The organism is Pseudomonas sp. AK181, from assembly GCF_051122975.1.
GTDB lineage: Bacteria > Pseudomonadota > Gammaproteobacteria > Pseudomonadales > Pseudomonadaceae > Aquipseudomonas > Aquipseudomonas lactis.
Genome location: NZ_CP146348.1, coordinates 5,130,364 through 5,145,564 on the forward strand (window position 1 = coordinate 5,130,364; position 15,201 = coordinate 5,145,564).

The 15,201-nt window shown below is 58.8% G+C and carries 10 protein-coding genes; 5 read left to right on the top strand and 5 right to left on the bottom strand.

What is annotated here, in order from left to right; all coding sequences use genetic code 11:
• Window positions 1-10 precede the first annotated feature (10 nt).
• Window positions 11-781, top strand: coding sequence for an APH(3')-II family aminoglycoside O-phosphotransferase (locus V8689_RS23425; protein WP_056789071.1), 771 nt, complete (start codon window positions 11-13; stop codon window positions 779-781).
• 61 nt (window positions 782-842) lie between these two features.
• Here the strand turns inward: V8689_RS23425 and V8689_RS23430 are convergent, their stop codons facing one another.
• The 5 genes from V8689_RS23430 to V8689_RS23450 all read right to left on the bottom strand — a co-directional run bounded on the left by V8689_RS23430 (window position 843) and on the right by V8689_RS23450 (window position 7,393).
• A complete protein-coding gene (locus V8689_RS23430; protein WP_056789068.1) occupies window positions 843-2,297 on the bottom strand; it encodes a TrkH family potassium uptake protein in 1,455 nt (484 codons plus the stop codon).
• Window positions 2,298-2,540: 243 nt separating this feature from the next.
• Window positions 2,541-4,118, bottom strand: a complete 1,578-nt coding sequence (gene guaA / locus V8689_RS23435) for a glutamine-hydrolyzing GMP synthase (protein WP_003193997.1) — start codon at window positions 4,116-4,118, stop codon at window positions 2,541-2,543.
• 80 nt (window positions 4,119-4,198) lie between these two features.
• The gene (guaB, locus tag V8689_RS23440) at window positions 4,199-5,668 is read right to left on the bottom strand and encodes an IMP dehydrogenase (RefSeq protein ID WP_034128014.1); all 1,470 of its coding nucleotides are present in this window, start codon (window positions 5,666-5,668) and stop codon (window positions 4,199-4,201) included.
• A 271-nt stretch (window positions 5,669-5,939) separates the two neighbouring features.
• Window positions 5,940-6,488: a hypothetical protein gene (locus tag V8689_RS23445; protein WP_005791157.1), complete on the bottom strand. Its 549-nt coding sequence runs from the start codon at window positions 6,486-6,488 to the stop codon at window positions 5,940-5,942.
• A gap of 137 nt (window positions 6,489-6,625) precedes the next feature.
• The gene (locus tag V8689_RS23450) at window positions 6,626-7,393 is read right to left on the bottom strand and encodes a sulfite exporter TauE/SafE family protein (RefSeq protein ID WP_056789066.1); all 768 of its coding nucleotides are present in this window, start codon (window positions 7,391-7,393) and stop codon (window positions 6,626-6,628) included.
• Between the two features lie 100 nt (window positions 7,394-7,493).
• Between V8689_RS23450 and V8689_RS23455 the strand changes: the two genes are divergently transcribed.
• From V8689_RS23455 to V8689_RS23470, 4 genes are all read left to right on the top strand, one after another.
• A complete protein-coding gene (locus tag V8689_RS23455; RefSeq protein ID WP_056789064.1) occupies window positions 7,494-8,384 on the top strand; it encodes a LysR family transcriptional regulator in 891 nt (296 codons plus the stop codon).
• Between the two features lie 10 nt (window positions 8,385-8,394).
• Window positions 8,395-9,774: an exodeoxyribonuclease VII large subunit gene (xseA, locus tag V8689_RS23460; protein WP_056789061.1), complete on the top strand. Its 1,380-nt coding sequence runs from the start codon at window positions 8,395-8,397 to the stop codon at window positions 9,772-9,774.
• Window positions 9,775-9,777: 3 nt separating this feature from the next.
• The gene (locus V8689_RS23465) at window positions 9,778-10,599 is read left to right on the top strand and encodes a peptidoglycan DD-metalloendopeptidase family protein (RefSeq protein WP_056789059.1); all 822 of its coding nucleotides are present in this window, start codon (window positions 9,778-9,780) and stop codon (window positions 10,597-10,599) included.
• Between the two features lie 140 nt (window positions 10,600-10,739).
• A complete protein-coding gene (locus V8689_RS23470) occupies window positions 10,740-14,879 on the top strand; it encodes a membrane-targeted effector domain-containing toxin (RefSeq protein WP_056789056.1) in 4,140 nt (1,379 codons plus the stop codon).
• The last annotated feature ends 322 nt before the right edge of the window (window positions 14,880-15,201 follow it).

Sequence of the window (15,201 nt, forward strand, 5' to 3'; positions counted from 1 at the left end):
AGAAAGCACCGTGAATATTCCCCAAAAATGGCGTGAACAATTCCCCCATGCGCTGATTGAACAACAGGCCATTGGTGAATCGCGCGCTGACGTCTTTCGCCTGCGCCAGGACGGCGGCACGGATCTGTTCGTGAAGTCCGAGCCCCTCGAGGAACACGGTGAGTTGGCAGACGAAATTGATCGGCTTAGGTGGCTGCAGCACATGGGTCTGCCTGCGCCTGCGGTCTTGGATGAAGTGACAGAGGCCCATCACCATTGGTTGCTGATGACCGCCGTACCGGGACGGGACCTGGCCAGCACCAACGAGCTTCCTGCCGGGCAAATCATTCACATCCTGGCGACCGCACTGCGTGCTTTACATCAGTTACCCGTGGCCCTCTGCCCCTTCGACCACTCCCTTGAGCTGCGTATTGCACGCGCGCAGCAACACGTCATTGCCGGCCTCGTGGACGAGACAGACTTCGACGACGAGCGACTGGGGCAAAGCGCTGAGGATGTGTTTGCCGAACTGGTGGCGACTCAGCCAAAGACTCATGATCTGGTAGTGACCCATGGCGACGCGTGCCTGCCGAACTTCATGGCGGCAGAGGGTTGCTTCAGCGGCTTCATCGACTGTGGACGCCTGGGGGTCAGCGATCGGTTTCAAGACCTTGCCCTGGCAGCACGAAGTATTGAAAGCAACCTGGGGCAGGAATGGGTGAAGCCATTTTTCGAGGTTTATGGCGTTGAGCCCGATGAGCAGCGTATGAAGTTCTATTGTCTGCTGGATGAGTTTTTCTGACGCTCTAAGCTGATATTCATACCTCGAGTAGTTTGTAGCCCCAGCACCTCCACTAGCGGGGTCAATACCTTCTGAAAACCGGAGTTACGAGTACCAGCACCGTCAGGATTTCCAGCCTTCCCAGAAGCATTCCGACGGTAAGTAACCATTTGGCCGCATCCGGCAATGATGAAAAATTGCCGGCCGGCCCAATGATTGTGCCCAGGCCTGGCCCGACATTACACACCGCCGTGGCGGCGCCGCTCAACGCGGTTATCCAATCAAGCCCAATGAGCGCCAGGCCCAAAGCGATAACGGCAATCGTGATGGTGAAGAAAAACGAGAAGGTCAAAAGCGAGCGCACAATCTCTTCGTCGATGGGATGGCCGTTGTATTTTTTCTGAATCACGGCTCGAGGATGGATCAACTGCTTCAAGCTGCTGACCAGCAGAGCGGCAGCCACCTGAAATCGGAAAATTTTAAGACCGCCTGCCGTTGAGCCGGAACAGCCACCGACAAAGGTTAAATAGAAAAACAGCAAGACCGCGAAGCTGCCCCACAAGGTGTAGTCGCCCACCGCAACACCAGTGGTCGTGACCACCGAGGTCACATTGACGGCCACGATACGAAACGCATCCCACCATCCATGATCGCTGTGAAAGTGCAGCCAGGTACCCACAGCCAGCGATGTGACGAGTAAGAATCCAATAAATCCGCGTACCTGGTGGTCCCTGATCAACGCACGCCGATTACCTCGCAATGTTGCAACGTACAAGGTGAATGGCAGGCTGCCCAGAACCATGATGGCTACTGCCACCCAGTGAATCGCTGGTTGCGTCCAATGCCCAAGAGAGGCATCCGACGTTGAGAATCCTCCGGTAGAGATCAGCGACATCGCATGGTTGACCGCTTCAAATGGCGTCATTCCAACGAGCCAGAGCGACAGAGTTCCGAGGCCCGTCAGCCCCAGATAGAGCAAAAGAATGTACTTGGCTGCCACATGGGAGCGAGGTGTCACTTTCTCTGACCAATCTGAGGACTCTGTCTGGAACAGACGCATCCCGCCGATGCGCAAAAGTGGAAGAATCGCCACAGCCATGCCGATAAAACCGATGCCGCCCAACCAATGGAGCATGGAACGCCAGATCAGCAATCCGGGAGATGCACTATCCAGACCGCTGAGTACGGTCGAGCCAGTGGTTGTGATGCCAGACATTGTTTCAAAGAAGGCGTCGGTGTAGCTGATATGACTGATGAACACCATGGGTAACGCGGCGAACGTGCACACAACTACCCAGCTTGCGGTAGTCAGCAAGTACATGTCCCTTGGGCGAAGATGGCCAGTATCGGGGCGCCCTCGCACGATCAACAGAAGACCGCAAATAAGCGTAATCAAACTCGCCCAGAGAAAGGCCGAGAGATCGTCGCTGCGCTCATAGACCACCAGCGTAATCATGGGAATGGCCATGCTGACGGCCAGCGTGATCAAAAAAATACCTAAGATGAAGCCGATAAGCCGAATTGCTGCGAGTGACATCACAGTAGCGTTCCGAAATGAGCACCGCGCAGTATCGGATACCCCCCAAACAGGCTGCGTAAATTCTGCGTAAAATCTTTACGCGCAATCCGTCAGGCGACGCGTGTCAAAGGGGCAGCCGCCCATAGCTGGCGATGCACAAAGCGTGCTGAAAGTGCCAACCCCAAAAAGCCAAAAGCCCGCAATTACGCGGGCTTCAGGGCATTTATTGCTAGTGGGTGCCGGGCAATGCCGGACGCCCAATCATTCCCACTCAATCGTCGCCGGCGGCTTGCTCGACACGTCATAAGTCACGCGGGAAATACCTTCGATCTCATTGATAATCCGGCCGCTGACCGTCTCCAGCAGTTCGTAAGGCAGGTGTGCCCAACGCGCCGTCATGAAGTCGATCGTCTCTACGGCACGCAGTGCAACAACCCACGCGTAACGACGGCCATCGCCTACAACGCCAACCGATTTCACCGGCTGGAACACCACGAATGCCTGGCTGACCTTGTGGTACCAGTCGGCCTTGCGCAGTTCTTCGATGAAGATGTGGTCGGCGCGACGCAGCAGGTCGGCGTATTCCTTTTTCACTTCACCCAGGATACGCACGCCCAGGCCCGGGCCTGGGAATGGGTGGCGGTAGACCATGTCGTACGGCAGGCCCAGTTCCAGGCCCAGACGGCGGACTTCGTCCTTGAACAGTTCGCGCAGCGGTTCTACCAGCTTGAGGTTCATTTCCTCAGGCAGGCCACCCACGTTGTGGTGGGACTTGATCACGTGGGCCTTGCCGCTCTTGGCGCCAGCCGACTCGATCACGTCGGGGTAGATGGTGCCTTGGGCGAGGTACTTGATGTTGTCCAGTTTGGTGGACTCGGCATCGAATACGTCGATGAAGGTGCGGCCGATGATCTTGCGCTTCTTCTCCGGGTCGGACTCGCCGGCCAGGTTGTTGAGGAACTGGTCCTCTGCGTTGGCACGGATCACCTTGACGCCCATGTTCTCGGCGAACATGGCCATCACTTGCTCACCTTCGTGCAGGCGCAGCAGGCCGTTGTCGACAAATACGCAGGTCAGCTGGTCGCCGATGGCTTTGTGCAGCAAGGCCGCCACAACCGAGGAGTCCACGCCGCCGGACAGGCCGAGCAGCACGTTGTCGGTGCCGACCTGGGCGCGCACTTGGGCGATGGCGTCTTCAGCGATTTTCGACGGGGTCCACAGGGCTTCACACTCGCAGATGTCGAGGATGAAACGCGACAGGATGCGCCCGCCTTGCTTGGTGTGGGTCACTTCCGGGTGGAACTGCACGCCGTAGTAGCGACGCTCGTCGCTGAACATGCCAGCGATCGGGCAGCTTGGGGTGCTGGCCAGGATGTGGAAGTCTTCCGGCATCTTGGTGACCTTGTCACCGTGGCTCATCCACACGTCGAGGCCGAACAGGCCGTCTGCGTCGATGTGGTCTTCGATGCCGTCCAGCAGGCGACTCTTGCCGACCACGTCCACACGGGCATAACCGAATTCACGCAGCTCGGAACCTTCAACCTTGCCGCCCAGTTGCTCGGCCATGGTCTGCATGCCGTAGCAGATGCCGAACACCGGCACGCCCAGGTCGAATACCGCTTGCGGGCAGCGCGGGCTGTTGGCTTCGTGAACGGACTCGGGGCCACCGGCGAGAATGACGCCTTTAGGTGCGAATTCGCGGATCGCTTCATCGTCCATGTCGAACGGGTGCAGTTCGCAGTACACGCCGATTTCACGCACGCGGCGGGCGATCAGCTGGGTGTACTGGGAACCGAAGTCGAGGATCAGGATGCGGTGGGCGTGAATGTCGAGGGCCATGAAGTCAGTCTCGTCTAATGAATCAGAAACAACTCGGGGCTGAAGAACAGCCCCGGTTACTTAACATTTTGCTGAAAGGCTCAACCTACGCGGTAGTTTGGCGCTTCCTTGGTGATCTGCACGTCGTGGACATGGGATTCAGCCATGCCGGCGCCGGTGATCCGCACGAACTCTGGCTTGGTGCGCATTTCTTCGATGTTGGCGCTGCCGGTGTAGCCCATCGAGGAACGCAGGCCGCCCATCAGTTGGTGGATGATCGCGCTCAGGGTGCCTTTGTACGGCACACGGCCTTCGATGCCTTCCGGTACGAGCTTCTCGGCGCCTGCCGAAGAGTCCTGGAAGTAACGGTCGGAAGAGCCTTGCGCCTGGGACATGGCGCCCAGCGAACCCATACCACGGTAAGCCTTGTACGAACGGCCCTGGAACAGTTCGATCTCGCCTGGCGCTTCTTCGGTACCGGCAAACATCGAGCCCATCATCACGCAGGAGGCACCGGCAACGATGGCCTTGGACAGGTCACCGGAGAAACGGATGCCGCCGTCGGCGATCAACGGTACGCCAGTGCCTTCAAGGGCAGCGGCGACGTTGGCGATGGCGCTGATTTGCGGCACGCCGACACCGGCAACGATGCGCGTGGTGCAGATGGAGCCTGGGCCGATACCGACCTTGACTGCATCGGCGCCAGCTTCGGCCAGGGCCTTGGCGGCAGCGCCGGTGGCGATGTTGCCGCCGATCACCTGCACCTCAGGGAAGTTCTGCTTGACCCAACGCACGCGGTCGATCACGCCTTTGGAGTGGCCGTGGGCGGTGTCGACCACCACCACGTCAACACCGGCAGCGACCAGGGCCGAGACGCGGTCACCGGTGTCTTTACCGGTACCGACCGCAGCACCAACGCGCAGACGACCTTGGTCATCCTTGCTGGCCAGCGGGTAAGCCTTGGCTTTTTCGATGTCGTTGACGGTCATCATGCCCTTGAGGGCGAATTTGTCGTCGACGATCAGCACGCGCTCGATGCGGTGCTTGTGCAGCAGTTCGCGCACATCGTTCTTGTCGGCGCCTTCCTTGACGGTGACGAGGCGCTCTTTAGGCGTCATCACTTCACGGACGGTGACTTCAAGACGGTTCTCGAAACGCACGTCACGGGAAGTGACGATGCCGACCAGGTCGCCATCGTGCAGCACCGGGACGCCGGAGATGTTGTGCATGCGAGTGAGTTCGAACAGGTCACGCACAGTGGCGTCAGCTTCGATGGTGATCGGATCTTTCACCACGCCGGCTTCGTAACGCTTGACCTTGCGCACTTCGGCAGCTTGCTGCTCGATGGTCATGTTCTTGTGGATGATGCCGATGCCGCCTTCCTGAGCCATGGCAATGGCCAGACGGGCTTCGGTGACGGTGTCCATGGCAGCGGAAACCAGGGGAATATTCAGCTCGATGCCACGGGTTAGGCGGGTCTTGAGACTGACTTCGTTAGGAAGCACCTCGGAATAACCGGGCACTAGGAGAATGTCGTCGAATGTCAGAGCTTCTTGGCTGATACGCAGCATCGCGGGGGCTCCCGAGCGGGAAAATGGAAGCGCGCCATTATATACATGCACCCTGCCGGGCTCAATGTAAAACTCTGACAAACTTGGTAATACTGATAGATGGGTAATTTCACCGCCCCGATCATTCCCATGCTCCGCGTGGGAATGCCTCTGGTGACGCTCTGCGTCGCCTTGAGGCAGGATTCAAAATCTTCGGCAACAACGGGACGCGGAGCGTCCCATGCGGCGTTGCCCACGCGGGAGCGTGGGAACGATCGTGTTAGGCAAAAAGTTACAGCTCGACTTTGACCCAGCTCATTTTTTGATCGAGCCAATCGGCAAACTCGTCGATAAAGCTCTGCTTGAAGCCCGCCTCCGCCCAGTTGTTGAAGATAAAGCCCAGGTTGGAAAACCCGCACTCCTGCAGGAATAGAAAGCCGTTGATGTCGTCTTCATGCCCACACAGCGGGCAGGTGAAGTTATCGGTGTGGCCGGGCATCCAGTCTTCCAGGCTTTCGAACAGCGCCTCGCCGACTTCCTTGAGGCACTCCGGGCAGCCGGCTTCTTCGAGAAAGCCCTTGGCCGGGGTATAGATGCAACGCTTGTAGATGATCTCCAAGCCGTTGACCGGCTCGTTGAATGGCAGCGCCTCGGGGTGCAGCACCACGGCGCGGGCACCATCGGCCAGGGCGTAGCCCATGCGGTTGCCGGTGCGGCCGCAGGTGGTGAGCTCTTCCTTGATGATGTTCTTGCGCACCAGCCAGCGCACAATCGCCCGGGCGCGGGGTTCGTGGACGGGTAAGGTGGAGATTTTCGGGACAAGGATGCTTTGGGAATTCATGGGAGTCCTGCGGTGTGGCTACTGGCGCCATCGCGGGCAAGCCCGGCTCCCACATTGGAATGCGATCAACTGTGGGAGCCGGGCTTGCCCGCGATGACGCCCGGGAGGACGGCAGCTTAATCCCTGAAAAAATGAGGTCAAGTACTCAAATACCGCCCGATCAACGCAATACCGCTGGCCAATACCAACCAGGTCACCAACCGCACGAACGCCTCACGGGACAGCCGCATCGTCAGCCTGCGCCCACACCACAGCCCCAGGGCCATTGCCGGCAACAGGCAAACCGCCAACATCAACAACGGCCAATCGGCATACACCCCGGCAATCAGGAACAGACTCAAACGCACCACCGTGCTGCAACTGATCAGCGCGCTTTGCGTGGCCCGCGCTGCGTCCTTGGGCAAACGGCTATTGAGATAGATCGCATATAAAAAGCCGCCACTGCCAAATAGCGCACCAAACAGACCACCCACAGTGCCCATGGGAATCGACCACCCCGCCGCCAATTGAGTCGGCCGTGCTTTCACCGCCAGGCTGTAAATCGCGTAGGCACTGATAAACAGCCCCATCAACAACTGCAACAGGTCCGAATGCAAGTTGAGCAAAAACACCACCCCCAGGGTGCAGCCGATGGCCATGCAGGGCAGCAACCGCAACAGTTCTGGCTTGTTCACATCGCGCCGCGTTTGTAGCAGGCCGCCAAACGCCGCGACAAAGTCCAGAAGCACCAGCAACGGGATGATCTTCGACAGCGGCATGAATAGAATCAGGATCGGCCCCGCCACCAGCGCGGTGCCGAACCCGGCAATGCCGAACACAATGTAAGCCACCGTCACGCCCACGCCGATCACCAGCCAATCAACACCGCCGAACGACCACTGGCTCATCAGCTCAACCGGGCTCATGACGTATTCCTTCTATTGAGATGCCACTCACTTTAGCCATCGACGAGCGTTGCGACTAATATCTTCAAAGCTCGCCACCCATCTCAAAAAGGCATGACTTGTGATCTCCACTCGCCAACTGCGTTATTTCGTCGAAATCGCCGACAGCGGCAGCTTCAGTGCCGCGGCCGAACGCCTGTTCGTGGCGCAATCGGCGTTGAGTCGGCAGATCAAAGAGCTGGAATCCCACCTGCAAACCCCGCTGTTCGAACGCACTGCACGCCAGCCACGGCTGACGGCCGCCGGCGATGCCTTCTACCCACGGGCGCGCAACCTGCTGAGTGAGTTGCTCAAGGCCAGCGACCTGGCGACACAAGTGGGCCACGGCCAACTCGGCACTCTGCGCCTGAGCCACTCAAGCACCGTGCCGATGAGCGGCGCGTTACTGCAAGGCATCAGCATGTGGCTGGAGCGCTGTCCGGGTGTGTCGATGGATATCGTCAAGCTCTCCTCCGAAGCCCAACTGGAGGAAATCGCCGAGGGGCGCCTGGACGTCGGCCTGCTGCGGTTGCCGGTGTTGCGCCAGCGCGAAGGCGTGCGCGTGGTGCCTTTGTACACCGAACCGTTGATGCTGGCGGTGCCGAAAGGTCATCCCTTGGCACGCAGCAACGCAGCGGTGGAGTTGGCGCAACTCAAGGACCAAGCGTTTATCTCGATCCCCCATCCTCAGCGCGGCGGGCTGAGCTACCTGTCGGCCGAATTGTGCATGCGTGCTGGGTTTTTCCCCAAGGCGGCGCGGGTGATGTCGCGCAAGACCACGCAGTTGCAATTGATCCAGGCCGGTTTCGGTATTGCCTTGTTACCAAAATCCATGCAGGACATTGCCCCGCCCAATGTGCATTTTTTGCCCTTGGCCGACCCGGACTGCCACAGCACCGTAGCGCTGGCCTGCGCGCAAGCGCCAAACGCGCTGGTGGAGCAATTCTGTCAAACCCTGCACGAATGCCTATAAACTGCCGCCCATGATTAAAGATCCTTTTGCCCGCTTGGGCCTGGACCGCGAAGTCCTGACTGTCAGCCAGCTCAACGGCCGTGCGCGGGTGTTGCTGGAAGACGTATTCACCAATATCTGGGTGGAAGGCGAGATCTCCAACCTCGCCCGCCCGGCTTCTGGCCATGTGTATTTCACGCTCAAGGACAGTGGCGCCCAGGTGCGTTGCGCGCTGTTTCGCAATAACGCGGCGCGGGTACGCCAGGCACTCAAAGACGGCCTGGCGGTGAAGGTGCGCGGCAAGGTCTCGTTGTTCGAGGGCCGTGGTGATTACCAACTGATCCTCGACACCGTGGAGCCAGCCGGGGATGGTGCACTGCGCCTGGCCTTCGATGCCCTGAAAGAAAAGCTCAGCGCCGAAGGCCTGTTCAGTGCCGAACGCAAAGTGGCGCTGCCGGTGCATCCTCGGCGCATTGGCATTATCAGTTCGCCCACCGGCGCGGTGATTCGCGACATCATCAGCGTGTTCCGCCGCCGTGCGCCGAGCGTTGAACTGACCCTGATCCCTACCGCCGTGCAAGGCCGCGAAGCGATCCCGCAGATTGTACGAGCGTTGAAACTCGCCGACGCCCGCGGTTTCGACGCGCTGATCCTGGCCCGTGGTGGCGGTTCGCTGGAAGACCTCTGGTGTTTCAACGAAGAGGCGGTGGCCCGCGCAATCGATGCCTGCGTTACGCCCATCGTCAGTGCCGTCGGCCACGAAACCGATGTGTCCATCAGCGACTTCGTGGCGGACGTGCGCGCCCCTACGCCTTCCGCCGCCGCTGAGTTGTTGGCTCCCGACGCCAGCCACCTGGTGCGCCAAGTGGAAAACCTGCAACGCCGCCTGGTGATGCTGATGCGCAACCGCCTGAGCCACAGCCGCCTGCGCCTGGAAGGCATGGCCCGCCGCCTGCGTCACCCTGGTGAGCGCTTGCGCCAGCAGGCCCAGCGCCTGGATGACCTGGACATGCGCTTGCGTCGTGCGTTTGAGCGCAGCCTCAATACCCGTCGCGAGCGCCTGATTCGCCTGGAGACCCGCCTCGCCGGCCAGCACCCGGGCCGTCAACTGGCACTCTTGCGCCAGCGCCTGGACAGCCTCGCCGAACGCCTGCCCCGCGCCATGCGCGAAGGTCTCAAGGCACGGCGCCTGCAACTGCAGAGCCAGGTGCAGACGTTGCAGGTGGTCAGCCCGCTGGCAACCCTGGGCCGTGGCTACAGCATCCTGTTGGACGAGCGCGGCCAGGCGATTCGCAACGCCGCACAAACCCACACCGGCCAGCGCCTCACCGCGCGCCTGGGCGAAGGCCAATTGCAAGTGCGGGTGGAAGACAACCACCTGACACCCGTCACCCTTTCATTATTGGATTGATCGATGCCACGCCTATTGAGCCTGTTGATGCTGTTGTGCCTCACGTTGAACGCCCACGCCGACAGCTACATCACGCGAACCCTGAACAAACCGGTGCCCGGCGGCGTGGCCGTCGTCGAGCTAGGCCCTTCGGCCACGGCGCCGAAAGCCACCTACCAGGGCAAGCCGGTGCTGGTGGTCAAGGAGCAGGACACCTGGCTGGCGATTGTCGGCATCCCGTTGACGGTCAAGCCCGGTAACGAGCGCATCAGCAGCGGTGGGCGCAACCTGCCGTTTATCGTCGGCTACAAGAAGTACCCGGAACAGCGCATCACCTTGAAAAACAAAAGCCAGGTCAACCCCGACCCGGCCCAGCTCAAGCGCATCGAAAATGAGCTGGCCGTGCAGATCAAGGCTTATCGCAGTTTCAGCCCGAACCTGCCGAGCAACCTGGTGCTGGATAAACCGGTGAGCGGGCCGCTGTCGAGCAAGTTTGGCGTGCGGCGCTTCTTCAATGGCGAAGAGCGCAACCCGCACTCGGGCCTGGACTTCGCGGTGCCGGCCGGTACGCCGATCAAGACGCCTGCGAACGGCAAGGTGATCCTGGTGGGCAACTACTTCTTCAACGGCAACACCGTGTTCGTCGACCACGGCCAGGGCTTTATCAGCATGTTCTGCCATATGTCCAAAATCGACGTGAAGGTGGGCCAGCAACTGGTGCGCGGCGCGGTGGTGGGCAAGGTCGGCTCGACAGGCCGTGCGACCGGGCCGCATATGCACTGGAACGTCAGCCTCAACGATGCCCGGGTAGACCCGGCGATATTCATCGGTGCGTTTCAGCCCTGATTTTTATCCAATGTCCTGACACCGGGCATACCTCTTTTCTTACATTTGCAGCCGGAACCAACCGACCATACCCCATCACTTAGCTGGCGACTTACAAGGACCGTAACGACACCATTTCCATTAAGTGATGAGGTTTTTCTATGCCTGCGCTAATCCGTTCTACAGTCAAAAACCCTTTGGATCAGCTTCAACCCCTTCCCCAACCTGTCCTAACATCCACACCCCAGCCAGAAAAAAGCCAGGCCGCCCCGGTCGTAGCGTCTTCGACCTACGCACCAGGCGATTTGCCTGTACCCGATTCGCCAAGTACGCCACCTGCCACCGTCACACCTCCACGCAATAGCAGCCTCATAGCGCAACACAACGAAGCCGCCCATGCGATACAGCAGCTCTACACAGAGCAACCGAACTTCAAGACTTTCCTGCAGCAACAACTGGCCACACTGTTTCCTGACCAGCCCCACCTCAATGTTGCAGACCTCACCTTCAAGCGTTGGCGCAAGCAAAACGATGGCAGTATAAAAACGCTGTCGGTAGAACCCTTTTTCGACGCACTGCATAAAGAAATCCAGGAACAGCTGCGTAATCCTGGGAAAAAAGCAGACGAAGGCAACAACGTATACGGAGATTTTTTCACCCGGGGCAGTACCGGTGTGCCGCCCACCCTGGTTACCCCTTCACACTCACTGCACACGATTGCCCAACGCATCGTCCAATACGCGACCACGCAACAGAAGTTCTGGACCACGCCTCGCCAAAGCCCGCACAACCCGCACGTGCGAACCACACCACAGAACGAACTGTTGGCCTTTTACAAGCAGCAACTGGCAACCGTGGCCGCAGCGCGCGCCAACGATGGCACCTTGAGCCCGGCCAGCAAACAACTGATCGACACGGCGCTGCAATACCCCACCTTGGCCGCGCGGGAAAAAGCCTTTGCTGACGGTGCCCGCCCTGGGGTGTACCCACTCACCGTGGATGACGGTACTGAACGGGGTGCACTGCTGGCGGGGTCCTTCCTCATCACTCAGACCGACGGCTCCTTCGCGACTGAGCCCGCATGGCCTAAAGGTCGGTCCTTGGCGCTCGACGACAGCCACGGCCCGGTGGTTCTGTATACCCCCAGTAAAGGGTTCGAGGAGTTCGCCACCCCCGCCCAAGCCCGCGAAGCATTGGCCAAGCGCCTTGATGAAGGTGGAGTAGAGGCCGAACTGTTGTTGCAAACGCTGCCGTTGGCGCTGCAAAACCGAACAGAACAGCCCTCGGGAGATGACCTGACATTGCGCGTTGAGCCTGTGGCTGCAGATGTACTGGCAGAGGGCATTCCGTGGATGCTCAAGCGCCAGCAAGAGGAAATCAATAAACAGCTCACCCAGACACTGACAGCCACTACGCCAGCTAACCCACTGACGGACCCGACGTCAGCCCAAGCCATAGATGACGCCGCCGACTGGTCGTACCAGCTCGACAGCACCAATGCCCTGTTGGCTTACAACGCCAAGTTGATCGAAAAACAACAACCGCAGTGGTTGAAAAACCTGACCCCGGATCAAGAAGCCATCTTCCTGAAACTGGAACAGTGGGAGAAAAAAAGCACTGACGCGTTACTGCCCCTGCTTGAAAAAATCCCCTCCCTGTCGGACTTTGCGCGCGACAGGATGAACGAGGCTATCAAGAAGCTGTACCCCACTGCGCAGATTGATGCCGATAAATTGAAGGTGCAGGTAGACGAAACCACAACCCAGGACAACTCGACCAGCTTCATCCTTGCAGACATGACCCTGGAAATATTCGGTAAACGCACAACGACCTCGTCAGGACAAACACAACTTTCACTGACGGATCTGGCGCTGAAAAACCCCACCGGTTTTCTTCCAAGAAGTCTCCAAAAAAAAACGACCATCACACTGACCTTGCCGTTGACTGACACCCAAGGCAACCCGATTCTCGATAGCAATGGCAAGCCGATCATACTCAATGATGAACAGCTTAAAGCCTTGATCAAGACTGCAGATGTGGGCGGCCAATACGACAAACTGCTTAAAAAAGAACTGGCACCTGATGCCCCTTCAAATCTAAGGGAGGCGTGGAAATCCAACCTGAGCGATGCCATGGAGAAAGACGCCTTTCTCGCGGAGCTCAACCCTACGGCCTATAAAGAGCAGGCCGCCGAAGACAAGAACAGCAAACGCGCAGCGCAATGGGTTACGGCAATCCTGGACCACCCCGACCCCGCCAACCGCCCCAAAGTCGATGGCCAGAACATTATCGCCAATGCCCTGTACGACTACGGACAGCCGGTTCATGGCGTGATGGTGATTGGCAACAAGGTCGATTCATCATTAGTGCTCTACACGCCCAAGGCGCCCGACGGCATCGCGTTTCGCGAAGTTGCGGGCCAGAAGGCAATGGACGACTTATTCAAAAAAGACGAGTGGAAAGCCTATATCGCGGACAGAAAATCACCGGTCAAGAAAGATGATGTGGCTGAACGCGACGAGGTCGTCAGGGGTATCCCCAACAATCCATTCACCGCCCTGGCACCCGATAAAGCCCTGGACATAGCCGAAAAAAGTATAAAGGTCATGCTCGGCGGCTCGGTACTCAAACCCATAGAGGGGAATGTTCAGGATCACCTGTACCAACAAAACGTTCAGATGATCGTCGACAAGGCAGACCATCAATCCGTCAGCAGTGCGGAAGTGGCCAAGCAATCGTTCATCAATATGGCGACGTATGGCGTCGAGGTGGGAATGGTATTCCTGGATTTTTTGCCAGGTGCCGGCAAGGTCGCAAGAACCGGTACTCATCTGAGTAAGGCCGCTTTAATCGCTTTGCGCGCTAACCGAAAACTCTTGCCCAAGCTGACCAAGCATCCCGGCCTGGCAAAAACGATCTTCGTTGACTTCCTGCTGGCTACAGCCGGTATCAAAGGTGTTCGTGCCGCCCCACTGCGCCCGGTCTTCAGGTCGTCGACTTCGGCGCGTACGCCGACGCCACGCCAACGCCCTACCACACCGACACCGACGCCGACGCCGACGCCACACACTCCTGCGCCAGCGACCGCCTCCACCAGCAGCGGCGCAGGCACTGTCGCCACGCGCCCTTCGACATCAGCCGCACCCCCAAGCCGGGACCTGAGCGCCTACACCGTGCCGAATGAGGTCATCAGCGGCCGCGCCTTGAGGCCCGACGGCACGTACAACGTGGGGGACAACTGGTACGTGCGCTTTACCGACAGTACCGGAGAAAACCGGGTTTACCAGATCGACTCGGCATTCCACGCCCGCAGCGGGCAAGTCAATATCATTGATCCAAATGCCCCAGCGACGGCGTCCAGAAGCAGCAGAACGGTGGCCTCTCTGCAATCGGCGGGCAATGGCGAATGGCGCATCAATCAACTGCCTGGTGGCAGGCGCGGTAAACGTCGTAAACAATTTCATATGTGGCCAATTAGCTATCCCGATTGGCTATTTCTGAATGGACCTGACCACACCTTGCATGTCGGCAAGAGGCGTTGGGCCAACCGGTGGTTCAAAGAAGGAATGAACGATAGTTATGTTCATCAGGCGCTAAACCCAACACCTCGCCCGAACATGCCCGCCCTTGGGCCCAACACATCCCCCGGAGAAATGGCACGTGACCTGCTCCGCGTCTCGGACGGTATCGTGTTTGGAGAGAAGCACGATCAGATTTCCACCAACGTCATGCTGATAAAGAACATGCAGGCCTATGCAGAGTCAGGCGTCACGACCCTGTACCTGGAGGGGGCCTACTGGGATATCGCCAACGGGGTGGGTGGGGTATGGCAGACGCCCGCTAATGCGAAAAAGTATAAACACGGCACGCCTACACGCAATGATGTGATCGCTACCGCGCAACAACATGGTATTAGAATCGTAGGCCTCGAACATGAACATCTGACGATGCACATAACCCGCACCGAAGAAATTGATGCGGCCAACGCGGAGCACACCCTTGATCGGCTGCGAGAGTTCAACTACTTTGCCAGCCAAGTCATTCAACAGACCCCCCCTGGGGAAAAGTGGATCGCCGTAGTGGGAAGAAGGCACATGAACACCACCCAAGGCGTCCCCGGCATCGCTGAGCAAACCGGGGCCGTCGGCGTAGGCGTGTATGACGCACCGCAAGGCGCCAGCAGTAATGCCGTCAAAAACACCGGCTCGCGTCCGGCAACTGAAGAAAGGTTCGCCGCCGATGCAACGGTGGGGGACTACCAAGTCCACCAGAACGTTGACCCCTACCTCCAAACGCCTTGATCAACCTGACGACAGCGCGCTGACTGAATCAGCGCGCCACGCCACACACCTGCCCGCCTTTACCACCACCCCCTCAAGAGCGTTGACTTCGAAGCAAGCTGTTGCACATCTCTTACAGTTGCGACAGGAACCATCCGACATCCACCACCCACCTATTCCACAACTTACACGGAGCGTAATGAGCATGACCTGACCAATGGAAATCCGAAACCTGTGAGACTCACTCTATGTACTCTCTGACCCAAACGTTGGCAGCACGACACGCACAACAAACCCTGACCGATTCTGCGGTTCCCGCATCCCCCACTCTTCCCACGCCTTC